Annotated in this window: 15 protein-coding genes; 4 read left to right on the top strand and 11 right to left on the bottom strand. The window is 40.2% G+C overall.

The annotated features are described in order from the left end of the window. Nucleotide 1: 1 nt before the first annotated feature. The gene (ftnA, locus tag ACLS0A_RS01800) at nucleotides 2–502 is read left to right on the top strand and encodes a non-heme ferritin (protein WP_103855330.1); all 501 of its coding nucleotides are present in this window, start codon (nucleotides 2–4) and stop codon (nucleotides 500–502) included. 28 nt (nucleotides 503–530) lie between these two features. On the opposite strand, the gene ACLS0A_RS01795 is transcribed toward ftnA, so the two are convergent. After that, on the bottom strand, nucleotides 531–689 hold the full coding sequence (locus ACLS0A_RS01795) for a hypothetical protein (protein WP_165779928.1): 159 nt from the start codon (nucleotides 687–689) through the stop codon (nucleotides 531–533). Between the two features lie 126 nt (nucleotides 690–815). On the opposite strand from ACLS0A_RS01795, the gene ACLS0A_RS01790 reads away from it, so the two are divergent. Together ACLS0A_RS01790 and uspE are read left to right on the top strand one after the other, a co-directional pair. Continuing rightward, on the top strand, nucleotides 816–1,589 hold the full coding sequence (locus ACLS0A_RS01790) for an FNR family transcription factor (protein ID WP_103852498.1): 774 nt from the start codon (nucleotides 816–818) through the stop codon (nucleotides 1,587–1,589). 127 nt (nucleotides 1,590–1,716) lie between these two features. After that, nucleotides 1,717–2,640 (top strand): universal stress protein UspE, encoded by a 924-nt coding sequence (gene uspE / locus ACLS0A_RS01785; RefSeq protein ID WP_103855329.1) that lies wholly within the window; start codon nucleotides 1,717–1,719, stop codon nucleotides 2,638–2,640. A gap of 75 nt (nucleotides 2,641–2,715) precedes the next feature. Here the strand turns inward: uspE and ACLS0A_RS01780 are convergent, their stop codons facing one another. Both ACLS0A_RS01780 and sohB read right to left on the bottom strand, forming a co-directional pair. After that, nucleotides 2,716–3,534: an OmpA family protein gene (locus tag ACLS0A_RS01780; protein WP_416082170.1), complete on the bottom strand. Its 819-nt coding sequence runs from the start codon at nucleotides 3,532–3,534 to the stop codon at nucleotides 2,716–2,718. A gap of 192 nt (nucleotides 3,535–3,726) precedes the next feature. After that, nucleotides 3,727–4,785, bottom strand: coding sequence for a protease SohB (sohB, locus tag ACLS0A_RS01775; RefSeq protein ID WP_416082169.1), 1,059 nt, complete (start codon nucleotides 4,783–4,785; stop codon nucleotides 3,727–3,729). Nucleotides 4,786–4,967: 182 nt separating this feature from the next. Between sohB and ACLS0A_RS01770 the strand changes: the two genes are divergently transcribed. Further along, nucleotides 4,968–5,552 (top strand): FMN-dependent NADH-azoreductase, encoded by a 585-nt coding sequence (locus tag ACLS0A_RS01770; RefSeq protein WP_416082168.1) that lies wholly within the window; start codon nucleotides 4,968–4,970, stop codon nucleotides 5,550–5,552. 43 nt (nucleotides 5,553–5,595) lie between these two features. On the opposite strand, the gene pepT is transcribed toward ACLS0A_RS01770, so the two are convergent. The 8 genes from pepT to rbsD all read right to left on the bottom strand — a co-directional run bounded on the left by pepT (nucleotide 5,596) and on the right by rbsD (nucleotide 14,402). After that, the gene (gene pepT / locus ACLS0A_RS01765; protein ID WP_416082167.1) at nucleotides 5,596–6,816 is read right to left on the bottom strand and encodes a peptidase T; all 1,221 of its coding nucleotides are present in this window, start codon (nucleotides 6,814–6,816) and stop codon (nucleotides 5,596–5,598) included. Nucleotides 6,817–6,834: 18 nt separating this feature from the next. Beyond that, a complete protein-coding gene (locus ACLS0A_RS01760; RefSeq protein WP_416082166.1) occupies nucleotides 6,835–8,376 on the bottom strand; it encodes an AbgT family transporter in 1,542 nt (513 codons plus the stop codon). A 93-nt stretch (nucleotides 8,377–8,469) separates the two neighbouring features. Next, complete coding sequence (locus tag ACLS0A_RS01755) at nucleotides 8,470–9,471, bottom strand: substrate-binding domain-containing protein (RefSeq protein WP_416082165.1); 1,002 nt, start codon at nucleotides 9,469–9,471, stop codon at nucleotides 8,470–8,472. A 39-nt stretch (nucleotides 9,472–9,510) separates the two neighbouring features. Then, nucleotides 9,511–10,437 carry a ribokinase gene (rbsK, locus tag ACLS0A_RS01750; RefSeq protein ID WP_416082164.1) on the bottom strand — a complete coding sequence of 309 codons (927 nt, stop codon included), beginning with the start codon at nucleotides 10,435–10,437 and terminating at the stop codon, nucleotides 9,511–9,513. Nucleotides 10,438–10,608: 171 nt separating this feature from the next. After that, nucleotides 10,609–11,487 carry a ribose ABC transporter substrate-binding protein RbsB gene (gene rbsB, locus ACLS0A_RS01745; protein ID WP_416082163.1) on the bottom strand — a complete coding sequence of 293 codons (879 nt, stop codon included), beginning with the start codon at nucleotides 11,485–11,487 and terminating at the stop codon, nucleotides 10,609–10,611. 30 nt (nucleotides 11,488–11,517) lie between these two features. Then, nucleotides 11,518–12,474 carry a ribose ABC transporter permease gene (rbsC, locus tag ACLS0A_RS01740; RefSeq protein WP_416082162.1) on the bottom strand — a complete coding sequence of 319 codons (957 nt, stop codon included), beginning with the start codon at nucleotides 12,472–12,474 and terminating at the stop codon, nucleotides 11,518–11,520. Nucleotides 12,475–12,485: 11 nt separating this feature from the next. After that, nucleotides 12,486–13,973 (bottom strand): ribose ABC transporter ATP-binding protein RbsA, encoded by a 1,488-nt coding sequence (gene rbsA, locus ACLS0A_RS01735; RefSeq protein WP_416082161.1) that lies wholly within the window; start codon nucleotides 13,971–13,973, stop codon nucleotides 12,486–12,488. 9 nt (nucleotides 13,974–13,982) lie between these two features. Further along, complete coding sequence (gene rbsD / locus ACLS0A_RS01730) at nucleotides 13,983–14,402, bottom strand: D-ribose pyranase (RefSeq protein WP_416082160.1); 420 nt, start codon at nucleotides 14,400–14,402, stop codon at nucleotides 13,983–13,985. Nucleotides 14,403–14,697: the final 295 nt, after the last annotated feature.

The following is a 14,697-nucleotide window of genomic DNA, read 5'->3' as shown; positions in this document are numbered from 1 at the left end:
AATGTTATCAAACAACGTGATTAAATTATTAAACGATCAAATGAATTTGGAATTTTATTCTTCAAACTTATATTTACAAATGAGCGCTTGGTGCGAACAGCAAGGTTTTGAAGGAGCGGCACAATTTTTATCTGCTCACGCCGCAGAAGAAATGCAACATATGCGTAAATTGTTTACCTATTTAACTGAAACAGGCGCATTGCCAATCATTAGCGAAATTGAAGCGCCGCCGCACGAATTTAGCTCATTAAAACAAGTGATTGAAACCACTTACCAACACGAAAAGCTGATCACCAGCAAAATCAATGAATTAGTCGGCAGAACCTTTGAAGAAAAAGACTTCTCAGCCTTCAATTTCTTACAATGGTATGTAGCAGAACAGCACGAAGAAGAAAAATTATTCAGCGGCATTTTAGATAAACTAAATCTTCTTGGCGATGACGGCAAAGGATTATTCTTAGTAGATAAAGACCTTGCAAAACTTGCTGTGAATCACGGTTAGTTGTCATTGGTTATTACTAGAAAGCCAGCTACTCGCTGGCTTTTTCTTTGTCTGAAATTTGCTGATTTTCCACCGCACTTTGGATTTTTTCATAATGGCAAGTGCGGTAGAAAAATGCGGAAAGTAGTACGCAGAGCATTAAAATAATTTGGATTAAACGTTTTTTGGTGAGCTTTTCTGTTGCCATTATTATTTCCTTAACAATTATTTAACTATTTAAAACTTCTTAATTTTACCATTTAGTGGTATCATTTCTTGCGTTAGATCAATTTTATATGATTTTTTCTGCTTTACCGAGTTATTTGAGGATTAAATGAAGATTTTAGCTAATGACAGTAAAATTGGGCGTCGTGTTCAATCCGGCGGCTGTGCCATTCACTGCCAAGATTGTAGTATCAGCCAACTCTGTATTCCTTTCACATTAAATGAACACGAACTAGATCAGCTTGATAACATTATTGAACGCAAAAAACCTATTCAAAAATCTCAAGTCTTATTCCAAGCTGGTGATCCTCTTACTTCTCTGTATGCTATCCGTTCCGGCACGATCAAATCTTACACTATTAGTGAAACTGGCGAAGAACAAATTACGTCCTTCCATTTGCCCGGTGATCTCGTTGGCTTTGACGCAATTACCAATATGCAGCACCCAAGTTTTGCACAAGCCCTAGAAACCGCAATGGTGTGTGAAATCCCTTTTGATATTTTAGATGATTTATCAGGCAAAATGCCAAAACTGCGCCAACAAATTATGCGCTTAATGAGTAGTGAAATTAAAAGCGATCAAGAAATGATACTCTTATTATCTAAAATGAATGCAGAAGAACGCTTAGCCGCATTTATCCATAATCTTTCTCGCCGTTACTCCGCTCGAGGTTTCTCAGCGCGGGAGTTTCGTTTAACAATGACTCGCGGCGATATTGGCAATTATTTAGGCTTAACCGTTGAAACCATTAGCCGTTTGCTAGGGCGTTTCCAAAAATCGGGTATGTTATCTGTGCAGGGTAAATATATCACCATAAATAATATGGCAGAATTATCACAACTTGCGGGGGTAACCAAAACACGCATTCAAATGGTGAGTTAATTTACTTTTCCGCTCTTTCTAGTGCAACAATATGTTGCACTAGATCACGTTTTTTCCCACTCTAACTTGTTATTCTTGCCAATCTCTTCTATGCTATAAGACACTTAACCATCATTTGGAGGTTGTTATGAAATTTAAAAATATCTTGGTTGTGTTAAATCCTGAAAATGAAAAGCAATATGCCCTTGCTCGTGCGGTGCGTTTAGTAAAAGAACAAAAAAGTGAAAGCAAGGTAAAAATCACCACCTTTATGACGGTTTATGATTTATCTTATGAAATGTCTGCGCTACTTTCTTCGGAAGAACGTGAAAATATGCACCAAGGTGTTATTGAGCAACGCCAAAAAGCAATCAAACCTTATTTGGACAAATACGCTGATCCAAATATTGAATTTCATTCAACGGTGGTTTGGAATAGCAATGAGGCCGAAGCCATCGCTGAAGAAGTTGAAAAAAATAGCTACGATCTTGTGGTGAAATATACACAGGAAGAAGAAAGCATTACTTCGCTAATTTTCACCCCGATGGATTGGCAGCTATTACGCAAATGCCCTGCGCCAATAATGATCGTGAAAGATGGAGATTGGAAACATCAACGCCGTATTTTGGTTGCCGTTAATGTGTCAGATGATGAAGATCATCATAGCCTACTCAATAATGAATTAGTTACACTCGGCATTGATTTAGCAGATAGTTTGGAACGTGGAAATGTACACCTTGTTACAGCCTATCCGCCAACACCGATCAATATGGCAATAGATTTACCGGAATTTAGCACCGCAGATTATAGCAATAGTATCCGCGGACAATATTTGATCAATATGAAAGCTTTACGCCAAAAATTTAATATTGATGAAGATCACACTCACGTTAGAGAGGGTTTCCCTGAAGATGTTATCCCTGAAGTAGCAAAAGAATTAGGGGCAGAAATGGTAGTACTAGGCACAATAGGCAGAACAGGACTTTCCGCCGCTTTCCTAGGAAACACCGCTGAACACGTTATCAGTAAATTAAATTGCAATTTATTAGCGATTAAGCCGAATGACAAATAAGGCAAAAATATAATACAAAAAAGCTGATTTCACATTTGAAATCAGCTTTTTCATTTCAACATCTAAAACAACAGATTATTTTGCATAAAGCGGAGCTGGACCAATAGGGCCGCCTTTTTCCGTTGTTTTTTGCTGTTTCAACAATTTACCCGATGAAGAAATTTCTACACGACGGTTATCGCGCAAACAATTTCTTAACGCCTGACCTGTTACTTTATCACAAGATTTAACTTGGTATTCCTTACCATAACCGATAGCTTCGATATTAGCTTGAACTCCTTGCTCAATCAAACGTGCTTTAACACGCTCCGCGCGGCGTTTAGAAAGTTGTAAATTATATTCTGCTGAACCTAAACGGTCTGTATGCCCTGAAACTTTTACTTCTTTTGCGCCTGCTGATTTAAGCTGTGCAGCAACATTGTCAATCACCTCTAAACCTTTTGGTGAAAGCTCATCTTTATCAAAGTTAAATAACACATCACCGGTTAAACTGAAAGATAAGCTGCCATTACAACCATTTGGATACCAAAAGAAACTTTGGGCGTTCATATCTTTGTCAAATAAAATTTTGTATTGACAGATTTTGTGTTCTCCATTTTCACGGTAGTTAAACACATAATCCCATTCACGCACACCGAATAATCCTTCTGCGAAATGTGGACGATCGATCAAGTTATAAATTTGATCTTTATTCATACCACGCTCAATCATTCGTACGTTATCCCAATTTGGCCAAGAGCCATACTGGCTACCATTGTGATTAAATGTTGAATCCTCAACTTTCGGCCAAACAAGATTGTCTGATGTACCGTCATCATTGACCTTACTTAAATTTCCACAGGCTGCTAAGGTTGTGGCAGCAATTGCAGAAAACAAAATATGTGATAGTTTCATTTTGTGTACCTTAATAAATGATTTTATTGATTAATTTCTATAAAGCTAAACTCTTAGAATATCTCTAAAAGAGATCTATATCTAACGCCCGATATACTAATGGCAATCCGCCATAAAGTAAATTAATAAAGTCCATAAACAGCGGTGAAATCCCAAGATTTTTGTCATCTTTTGTAAAGAACATTCAAGTTCTTAAAATAATGTCCGCTCATTACGCTTCAACCAGCCCAACAACAGATTATCGGCACTTTCTTCAGCTTGTTTTCCTAATTTCTGCACAAGGGATTTTTTCATTGTGTATTTCACTGAAAGCACGAGTTTGTCTTTAATGGCTTGTAAGATCAAATCATCGCTGGTAGCAATTTCATCAACTAAGTTTAATCCTAATGCCTGCTGACCAAACCAATGTTCCCCTGTAGCGATTTGCTCCATATCAATTTGTGGGCGGTGTTGAGCGACAAATTGTTTAAATAATTGATGGGTTTCATTTAACTCTTGCTGGAATTTTTCTTTGCCTTTTTCGGTGTTTTCGCCGAGTAAGGTTACGGTGCGTTTATATTCGCCAGCTGTCATCACGTCCACATCAACATCGTGTTTTTTCAGTAAGCGATGAATATTCGGCACTTGCGCCACCACACCAACTGAACCAATAATGGCAAAAGGCGCGGCAATAATTTTATCCGCCACGCACGCCATCATATAGCCACCACTGGCTGCCACTTTATCCACGGCTACGGTTAATTTTATTTGATGCTGTTTCAAGCGCGCTAACTGAGAAGCCGCCAAGCCATAGCCGTGTACCACGCCACCAGGGCTTTCTAAACGCAGCAACACTTCATCTTCTGGTTTAGCGACAGCAATAATGGCACTCACTTCTTCACGAAGTGCGGTAGTTTCTGAGGCAGAAATATCGCCTTTAAAACTCAACACAAATAAATGAGGCTTGCGTTCGTTTTCTGGATTCTCGCCTTTTTTGCGCTTTTCTTTTTCTGCTTTGGCTTTTTGTTTTTCTTCTTTTTTACGCGCTTTCTCCGCTTGTTTTAACGCATCTTCAGAAAGATGAAACTCCGCTAAACGCTTGGTGTTTTCTTCATATTCTTGCGATAAATCGGTGATCACCAACTCCCCTGCTTGGTGAGATTTTTTCTGTTTAAACGCCATAATCATCGCAACAATCCCTGCGATAACCAATAACACCGTAAGAATTTCTAGAATAAATAAGCCATAGCCCATTGCTAATTCTGACCACATAAGCTGTCCTTTTTTGTTAAATAAAAATCAAAATGCGATCATAAAGCATTTCTGGCAAAGTGCAATTTTCCGCTGATTATTTACGATTAAGAAAAAATCTTTTTCCTTTTCTACCATTGTTCTACAAAAAATCCGCTCTATAATGACCGCACTTTATGATAAACAATATTTAAGGATTTATTATGTCAAAAGTTCTTGTTTTAAAATCGAGTATTCTCGGCGATTATTCACAAACCAATCAACTTGCGGACTATCTTGTATCAAAATTACCCGCAGGAACAGACGTGGTTGTGCGTGATCTAGGCGCAAATCCATTGCCACACTTTGACGGCATCGCAGCTAATGCCTTGCGTGGTGAGCCAAAAACAGAACAGGATAAAGCATTGCTCACCCTTTCTGATGAGTTAGTGGCGGAATTGAAAGATGCAGATACCATTATCATCAATGCGCCAATGTACAACTTTAATATTCCAACTCAATTAAAAAGCTACATTGATTTCATTGCTCGTCCGCGTGTTACGTTCCAATACACAGAAAACGGCCCTGAAGGCTTAGTGAAAGGCAAAAAAGCGATTGTTTTAGCCTCTTTCGGTGGCGTGCATCAAGGACAAGCCACAGATGTTATCACCCCTTATCTAAAAACGTTCCTTGGCTTTATCGGCATTGATGATGTTGATTTTGTTTATGTGGAAGGCGTAGGTTCGGGCGCAGAAGTCGCGGCAAAATCGCAAGAACAAGCTAGAGCGAAAGTGGATACATTGATTTAATGTATATGAGAAAAAAGAGCAGGTTTCCCCTGCTCTTTTTCGTTTACTCCGCTGCCAACTCAATCAACTTCAATGTCAATTCACAAGATTTCACGAAAGAATTAACGGGCAGAAATTCAAAGCGGGAATGAAAGTTATGTGCGCCAGTGAAATAATTAGGGGTGGTGATGCCTTTTACAGAGAGAGCAGCCCCATCTGTACCGCCACGCATAGGGATCACTTTGGGCTCTACATTGATCTGTTCCATTGCATTAAATAATAAATCAATGGATCGGCGATCTTCACCTAAACTATTTGCGATATTGCCATAAATATCAGAAATTTTGCAATTTATCACCGTTCTTGGGTAGCGCTGTTGAATTTGCTGTACCGCTTGTTCGATGAAAGCTTTGCGTTGCTCAAATTGAACTTTATCAAAATCTCGAATCGCAATGCTAAGCTCGGCTTGGCTTTGGTTTGCTTCAAAATGATTAAACCACCAGTAACCTTCTTTGTTTTCTGTACATTCTGGGGTTTGGCTGCGATCAAACAAGGCGATGAAATCTTGCGCGACTAAAATAGGATTAATCAGCACATTCTTTGCCGACATTGGGTGCGCACTAACGCCTTGAATGGTTATGCTGGCAGAAGCGGCGTTAAAGTTTTCATACACTACTTCGCCTAGCTCGCAGCAATCAATGGTGTAGGCAAACTGCGGTTTAAATTTGTTGAGATCTAATAACTTCGCGCCACGCAAGCCGATTTCTTCGTCTGGCACAAAAGCAATATAAATATCCCCTGTGGCAATGTTATTTTGCTTAATTATTGAAAGTGCGGTCATAATATTTGCAATTGCCGCTTTGTTATCTGCTCCCAATACACTCGTGCCATCACTAAAAATAATCTGTTGTCCTTGGTAAGGCAAAATTTCAGGGTGTTCAGCAACTTTTAGCCAAATATTTTGCTCTGCATTAAGTTGTAAATCCTGTCCATTAAAGGTTTGGATTTGCGGTGAGATGTGAGGCGATAGCGCAACATCTACGGTATCCATATGGGCGCAAAAACCGATGGCGGTGACATTCGCTTTAGTGCCTTTGAGCACCCCTGTTACATTGGCGTGTTGGTCAATTTCAACATCTTGTACGCCTAATTCTTGCAATTCTTTCGCCAGTAGCTTTGCCATTTCCCATTGTCCTTGACTACTCGGCACGGTGGGATTACTTGCATCACTTTGACTGCTAATTGCAAGATAACGAAAAAAACGATCAATTAATTGTTGTTGCATAATGCCTCCCTCTTTTCGCTATGCTTTTGGATATGTGTAGCCGCTATCAAAACCGAGCGGAATGCCTAAGCCCCAGAATAAATATAACACAAGGGTTAGCACAATAAATAAGCCGATGGTATATGGAATCATCATTGAACAAAGCGTTCCGACGCCAGTATTTTTACAATAACGCTGACAATAAGAAATCAATAATGGATAAAAGGCAAACATTGGCGTTGAAACATTCATTACCGAATCACTAATTCTAAATGCCGCTTGGGTTAATTCGGGTGAAATATTCACTGACATCAGCATTGGCACGAGAATTGGCGACAAAATTGCCCATTTTGATGTGGCGGACGTGATAATAATATTTAGCAATAAGGTTAATACCAACACACCAAACACGGTGATACCCGCAGGCATTTGCAAGGCTTTCAAAAATTCAGCGCCTGATAAGGCAATCAATGTGCCGATTCCTGAACGGTTAAAAGAATACAAAAATTGCGCGCAGAAAAAGGAAAACACAATAAATGGCACAAGGGTATAAGTGATTTTTTCCATTGCTTTGGTAACTGTGCGCGTATCTTTAAATGTGCCTGCAATAATGCCGTGAACCAAAGAAGGTACAGCAAAGAAAATCAGCAATAACGGCACAATCATTTGCATAATGGGCGATTTTGGACTGGTTAATGAGCCATCAGGCGCTCTCAATAACGAGTTTTCAGGATACGCCAATAAAAACAATCCCACCACCATTAACAACAGCACCAACGATGCCCAACGAAAAGCTTTTAGATCTTGCGCAGTTGGTGGATTAATCGTGGTGTCTTTGCTATCTAAATCCTTATCAATAGGCATTGTGCGTTTTAAATGCGGATCGATAATTTTATCTGTAATATACCAGCAAGTTAGAATCACAAAAACAGTACTACCTAAACTCACAAAGTAATTACACAGCACATTCACATCATAGCTCGGATCTAAAATACGCGCGGCACTTTGCGTGAAACTCTGCATAATAGGATCAATAATCGAAGGCGTAAAACTGGCGGAAAAACCTCCCGCTAAGCCCGCAAATGACGCTGCGATTCCCGATAAGGGGTGTTTGCCCACGGAATAGAAAATCAGCGCCGCAATTGGCATTAAAATTACATAAGAAGAATCAGAAGCAATATGAGCAAAGATTGAAATTAAAATCACCGCAGGCGTTACCATTTTTCTAGGTATCACCGCTAAAGCGCGGCTTAATCCCACATTAATAAAGCCGCTGGCTTCCGCAATCCCAATCCCGAGCGTGGCAACAATGGTAATGCCGAGTGGTGGGAAATTAACAAAATTTTTGGTGAGTGATGAGAAAAAGGTCGCAATTTCAGAAGATTGGAAAAGATTAGTGATTTGAATCGGTGTTTTTTGAATGGGGTGGATATAATCAAAATGGAAATAAGAAAGTCCCCAAGAAAGTAACCAACATACAATTAGCGCATAAATAAACAACATTGTAATGTCGGGTAATTTATTGCCGATATATTCAATTTTTTGTAGCCAATTTCGTCTTGGCGTTTCAAGTTCTGCCATAGTTTCCTCCTGAATACAGATGATAAAATCCTTTTGATTATAGGCGTGCTTTTTGGCTAAGTAAATCTTAATACTAATAAAAAAGAGGTATATTTATTTTCTTAAAACCCGCACAGAATCCCGCCAAATTAATTTAGGTTCTAGCAAAATAGATTGTTCGCTTTTATCGGGATTTTTAATGCGTTCTAGCAGGGTTTCCACCGCAAGTTTACCTAATTCGGCTTTAGGTTGGTGAATGGTGGTGAGCGGCGGGGCGAGATATTGGGAAAGGGTAATATCATCATAGCCAATCACAGAAAGATCTTGCGGAATACGCAAACCATTTTGCCACGCCACTTGATAAACGCCCACCGCAATCGTGTCGCTGCACGCAAACACAGCCGTAGGCCGTTTGCCCGCTTGTAACAACTTTTTCATTCCTTCCACGCCACCTTCAAAATCAAAATGGCTTTCGATAATCCATTCATCACGAATGGCTAACTGATGTTCGTTTAAGGCTTTTTTATAGCCTTGTAAACGATTTTGTGCGAGGGATTTATTCAGATTTCCGGTGATAATCGCAATCGCTTTATGCCCTTGCTCAATTAAGCATTTTGTCGCAAGATATGCACCAAGTTCAGAATTTTCATAAATTTTATCCGCACTTAATGCCGTTGGCCACCAGTCCATAATCACCATTGGCAAGGCAACATCAAGCTGTTTAAGAAAGGAATGACGACTATCAGAATACATTAACAACAAGCCGTCCACCTGTTTTTGAATCAGCGTTTGAATATTTTGCTCTAAGCGATCTTCATTGCCATCTAGACTTGAAATAATCAGATTATAATCGTGCTGATTACAATATTGCTCAACACCACTCACCACTTCCGCAAAAAAAGGGTTGTTGGTTGCGGTAACCAGCATACCTAAGGTTTTGGTTTGCTTGATTTTCAAACTTCTCGCCAAGACGGAAGGGCGATAATTCAGTTCTTTGACAACCTTCATTATGCGTTCTCGCATTGCATCGCTCACATAGCCCGTGTTATTAATCACGTGCGACACGGTGGAGGTCGAAACCTGTGCGATGCGTGCAATATCTTTCATTGTTGCCATAATGACTTCTCAAATGTTGATCACTAAATGCTTGTCATTCTAATGATGCTGAGCCAAAAAATCGAGGGTTTCTTGCCGAGTAGGAATGGAGGTTTGTGCGCCTAAACGGGTAACACTTATCGCTGCGGCGGCTTGGGCAAAATGAATGGCTTGATTTAATGATTTACCTTCTAATAATGCCGTCATCAACGCTCCATTAAAGGTATCCCCAGCGGCGGTGGTATCCGTTGCCTGCACCACAAAACCTTGTACAATTTCCTGTTGGTTTTGATGGCTAACAAAAACGCCTTTCGCACCTAAGGTGATCAAGACAGTTTCCACCCCTTTTCGATGAAAAACTTGTGCAGATTGCACCGCACTTTGGTAATCCACCACTTTCACGCCTGTAAGAATTTCCGCTTCTGTTTCATTTGGCGTAATCATTGTTAGCTGAGCCAACAATTCATCAGGCAGAGGCTGTGCAGGTGCGGGATTTAGCACCACCTGCTTACCCGCTCGTTTCGCTAATTTCGCCGCACACAACACGCCGTCCAAGGGGGTTTCTAATTGCATCAGCAAGGCATCGCTCTGCTCAATAATATGGGCGAAAGACTGCACCCTATCAGCATTCAAACACGCATTCGCCCCCGCGGAAATCACAATGCTATTTTCTCCGCTATCTGCCACTTGAATCATTGCGATCCCTGTGCGAGCCTGTGTAACTTCATAAATGGCCGCCGTATTCATTCCTGATTGTGCGAAAGATTTTTTCATCTCCTGCCCAATATCGTCATTTCCTACACAAGCGATAAAATTCACCGTCGCTCCCAAGCGTGCCGCCGCCACCGCTTGATTTGCCCCCTTTCCGCCGTACACCACTTGATAATTACGTCCCGACAAGGTTTCCCCCGGCTGTGGAAAATGTGACACTTGAATAAGATGATCGGCGTTAATACTACCGAGAATGGTTAGGGTTGAATTGCGCATAGTTATTCCTTAATAAAAATCACGAAAAAAAGCACCGCACTTATATTTTGTGCATATTGCGAAATACATTGATAAAAACGTGATGACACGCGAAAAATATTTGGCAATATACCCAATACACAAAAGTGAAATTCAAGGCGAATACTAAATCCGCCTTGAATCATTAAAGGATTATTGACTGATCACTTTTAACGGCACAGGGATTTGTGCTTCAACATCTTCGCCTTTAATCACCTTGTCAGCCGTCTGCACGCCTAATGCACCGATCAACGCTGGTTGTTGGGCAATAGTCGCAGCCAACTTGCCACTTTTTACTGCTTTTACGCCATCATCTGTACCATCAAATCCAACGATTAACACCGATTTATTCGCCGCTTGAACAGCTCGAATTGCACCGAGCGCCATTTCATCATTTTGAGCAAATACGGCTTGTACATTTGGTTGCGCAGTGAGTAAGTTTTCCATTACATTTAAGCCTTTGGTACGATCAAAATCTGCAGGCTGACTGGCTAATACGTCAAATTTATGTGCTTCTACCGCTTGCTTAAAGCCTTCACCACGTTCACGTGCAGCAGACGTTCCAGCAATGCCTTCTAATTGAATGACTTTCGCATTATCTCCCAATTTTTCTGCGATGAAATCCCCTGCCATTTTGCCACCAGCCACATTATCAGAAGCAATATGACTCACCACTTTGCCTTGTGCTGCACCACGGTCTAAGGTAATCACAGGAATATTTTTTTGATTTGCCATTCGCACCGCACTCGCTACTGCGGTAGAATCCGTTGGGTTAATCAGTAATACTTTTGCACCGCGTACGGTAACATCTTCAACATTCGCCAGCTCTTTCGCTGGATCATTTTGTGAATCTAAGACTACAAGGTTATAGCCCAATTTATCTGCTTCTTTTTCCGCCCCTTCTTTTAGGGTAACGAAAAACGGATTATCTAAAGTTGAAACGGCTAATGCAATGGTCTCTTTTGCTACCACCGCTTGGCTAACAGCCGAACCAAGAATCACTGCGGACGCCAGTAACGTTAATTTTTTCATACACATCTCCTTTCATTAGGTGAGTTTAAGTTAAGCATTTTTTCGACTGAAAAAATGATCGGTAAGTACAGCTGCCAAAATAACGATTGATTTTGCAATCATTTGATAATAAGAAGAAATATCCAATAAATTCAAGGCATTATTTAAGAATCCAATAATCAGCGCACCAATTAACGTGCCAAAGATACGCCCTTTTCCGCCCATTAAACTTGTACCACCGACAACAACTGCGGCAATCGCATCAAGCTCATAGGAGACACCCGCGGTTGGCTGTGCAGAAGATAATCTTGAAGTCACAATCAATCCTGCAACGGTGGCTAAAAATCCGCTTACTGCGTACACGAATATTTTTACTTTATCCACATTAATGCCTGATAAACGGGTTGCCGATTCATTGCCACCTAGGGCATAAATATAACGTCCCATTGGGGTATGTTTTAAGATATACCAAGCAACAAGAAAAATAATTGCCATTAACCAAATTGGGAAAGGAATATTGAATAAATACCCTGTTCCAAGGAAAGAAAATTGCTCTGCTACATCAGAAAAGCCAAGGCTGATTGGTCGCCCGTCGGTATAAACCATTGTTACGCCACGCAATAAGGTCATTGTTACCAAGGTAGCGATGAAAGCCTGAACTTTACCTTTCGCGATAATCACTCCGCTGATGCCACCTAATAATGTGCCACAGAATAAAACAAGGGGAATTACAATGAAAATAGATAAATCAAGGTTCACCAGTGAGGCGGCAATCGCGCCAGTTAATGCCAATACCGATCCCACTGAAAGATCGATCCCTGCAGTTAAAATCACAAAGGTCATTCCCACTGCGATAATGGCATTGACTGAGGTTTGACGCAAAATATTTAGCAAATTATCCATTGTGAAAAAATTCGGATTAATGCTAGAAACAATTACAATCAAGACAATTAAAGCCAAAATTGAACGTTGCTCAATCAGGAAATTTTTTAATTTTGTTGTTGTCATAATTTATCCTTTTAATGCTGTTGCGTGATAGCGGCCGTTAAGAGCTTTTCTTGGCTCACTTCTTCACGCAAGAATTCACCACTAATTTCGCCATTATTCATCACCAAAACACGATCACTCATACCAATAATTTCTGGCATATCGGAAGAAACCACGATAATGCTCATTCCTTCTTCTTTAAATTTATTGATTAACTGATAAATTTCCTTTTTTGCTCCCACATCAATACCACGAGTTGGCTCATCTAAAATTAAGACATCAGGCCGTGTCATCAACCCTTTGGCAATCGCCACTTTTTGCTGATTACCGCCTGATAACAAACCGATCGTTTGATCCATTGAAGGGGTTTTCACATTAAAGAGTAGAATAAAATCATTGACGGTCATTTTTTCAGCACGGTGATCAATCGTCCAATTTTTAGTGAGCTGTTTTAATGTGGTGAGCGTCATATTTTCTTTAATTGACATTCCCAACACCAAACCATCGCCTTTACGATCTTCAGAAATATACACAATGCCATTATTTAAGCCATCTTGCGGGGAACGAATCGTCAAAGCACGATTATGTAGAAAAATCTCACCGCGCTTTTTCGGTAACGCGCCATAAATGAGTTTCATCAGTTCCGTTCTGCCTGCCCCCATTAAACCTGACACGCCAAGAATTTCACCGCGATTTAACTGAAAAGACACGTTATTAACGCCCTGCCCCGTCAAATTTTGCACGCGTAATACTGGCTCACCAATAGGGCTATCAAGATGGGGATATTGTTCTTCCAGCTTTCTGCCCACCATCAGTTCAATAAGCTGTTCTTCATTAATGGCGGAAAGCTCACTTTCTGCAATAAACTCACCATCGCGTAAAATAGTTACATCATCACAAATGGTAAAAATATCTTGCATACGGTGAGAGATAAATACGATCCCACAACCTTCCGCTTTCAATTCTCGAATGACGTCAAACAGGGCTTGAGTTTCAGAATCGGTTAAGGCATCGGTTGGCTCGTCCATAATAATCACCTTGGCATCAAAACTTAATGCTTTGGCGATTTCAATCATTTGCAACTCACCTAAGGAAAGTTTTGCGACAGGTGTTGAAGGGTGATGTTTGACTTTCAAACGTTGCAGCAGTTTTGCGGATTCTTCCGTCATTTTAGCCCAATCAATACCGCCAAATTTATGGGTAAACTCTCGCCCTAAGAAAATATTTTCGGCAATGGTTAAATTAGGAATAATATTGAGTTCTTGATGAATAATACTGATTCCCGCTAACTGAGAAAATTTCGGATTTTTATACCGCACTTTCTCTCCGTGAAAATAAATCTCTCCGCTATCTTGCTGATAAATCCCGGTGAGAATTTTCATCAAGGTTGATTTGCCTGCGCCATTTTCGCCCATTAATGCCATCACTCGCCCCGCATAAACGGACAAGCTTGCATTATGCAATGCACGCACGCCGGGGAAGGATTTACAAATGTTGTCTAATCTTAAAATGGGTTTCATCACGCCCCCTTAAAATGGTACACCTGAAACAAGAATGATATTGGCATAAGGCGTACATTCGCCCGAACGTACTATAGCTTTGCTCTCTTGGCTCAAGGCTTTAAATTCTTCGTGGGATACATAATCCACTGTAATTTCGTTGTTTTGTTGTCGCACTAATTGTTCAAGTTTCTGCAATAACGCTTGATGAATGCTCGGATTTTGGTATTCAATTTCTTTGGCTAAAATCACTCGCTCCACAAAACATTCACCCACTACAGCATCAAAAACCGATAAAAAACTTGGAATCCCCGCACTCAAGGCAAGATCTACGGTTTCCATTCCCACTGGAATTGGTAAGCCTGCATCACAAATCGTTAAAAAATCCGTATGCCCTAGCTGCGCTATCTGTAATGACAGCGGCGCATTCAAAATTCCTGTTTTCTTCATATTGCCTCCCTAAAAACCATATCAAAACCTTATAAAAATTTTATCGAAACGTTTCGATAAATAAAAAATAACCGATCTAACCAAAATCTAAAACACTAAATTTTTAAAAATGTGAGAAAAATCACAGAAAATTTCCACCGCACTTTGTTTTTCACGAAAAGTTAAAATTTAATAAAAATGTGGGCTAATTTAAAAAGCTCCAGTCATTTACCTCTTTTTTTGTAATTTCTCAAAAACCATACAATTTTCACGAACAATTTTTTATTTTCTTTGTCTTAGGCAAAACAACAAACAC

Origin of the sequence: Avibacterium volantium (assembly GCF_049366555.1) — a bacterium.
In the GTDB taxonomy this organism is placed as follows: Bacteria; Pseudomonadota; Gammaproteobacteria; order Enterobacterales; family Pasteurellaceae; genus Avibacterium; species Avibacterium volantium_A.
The sequence above is the reverse complement of the archived record's forward strand: the minus strand, read 5'-3'. Positions and strand labels throughout refer to the sequence as shown.

Coding starts and splice junctions, on each gene's coding strand:
- pepT (WP_416082167.1), bottom strand. CDS start 6,816: ATGCAACAACAATTAATTGATCGTTTTTTTCGTTATCTTGCAATTAGC.
- rbsA (WP_416082161.1), bottom strand. CDS start 13,973: ATGAAACCCATTTTAAGATTAGACAACATTTGTAAATCCTTCCCCGGC.
- uspE (WP_103855329.1), top strand. CDS start 1,717: ATGAAATTTAAAAATATCTTGGTTGTGTTAAATCCTGAAAATGAAAAG.
- ACLS0A_RS01760 (WP_416082166.1), bottom strand. CDS start 8,376: ATGGCAGAACTTGAAACGCCAAGACGAAATTGGCTACAAAAAATTGAA.
- ftnA (WP_103855330.1), top strand. CDS start 2: ATGTTATCAAACAACGTGATTAAATTATTAAACGATCAAATGAATTTG.
- ACLS0A_RS01790 (WP_103852498.1), top strand. CDS start 816: ATGAAGATTTTAGCTAATGACAGTAAAATTGGGCGTCGTGTTCAATCC.
- sohB (WP_416082169.1), bottom strand. CDS start 4,785: ATGTGGTCAGAATTAGCAATGGGCTATGGCTTATTTATTCTAGAAATT.
- ACLS0A_RS01780 (WP_416082170.1), bottom strand. CDS start 3,534: ATGAAACTATCACATATTTTGTTTTCTGCAATTGCTGCCACAACCTTA.
- rbsC (WP_416082162.1), bottom strand. CDS start 12,474: ATGACAACAACAAAATTAAAAAATTTCCTGATTGAGCAACGTTCAATT.
- rbsB (WP_416082163.1), bottom strand. CDS start 11,487: ATGAAAAAATTAACGTTACTGGCGTCCGCAGTGATTCTTGGTTCGGCT.
- rbsK (WP_416082164.1), bottom strand. CDS start 10,437: ATGCGCAATTCAACCCTAACCATTCTCGGTAGTATTAACGCCGATCAT.
- rbsD (WP_416082160.1), bottom strand. CDS start 14,402: ATGAAGAAAACAGGAATTTTGAATGCGCCGCTGTCATTACAGATAGCG.
- ACLS0A_RS01795 (WP_165779928.1), bottom strand. CDS start 689: ATGGCAACAGAAAAGCTCACCAAAAAACGTTTAATCCAAATTATTTTA.
- ACLS0A_RS01755 (WP_416082165.1), bottom strand. CDS start 9,471: ATGGCAACAATGAAAGATATTGCACGCATCGCACAGGTTTCGACCTCC.
- ACLS0A_RS01770 (WP_416082168.1), top strand. CDS start 4,968: ATGTCAAAAGTTCTTGTTTTAAAATCGAGTATTCTCGGCGATTATTCA.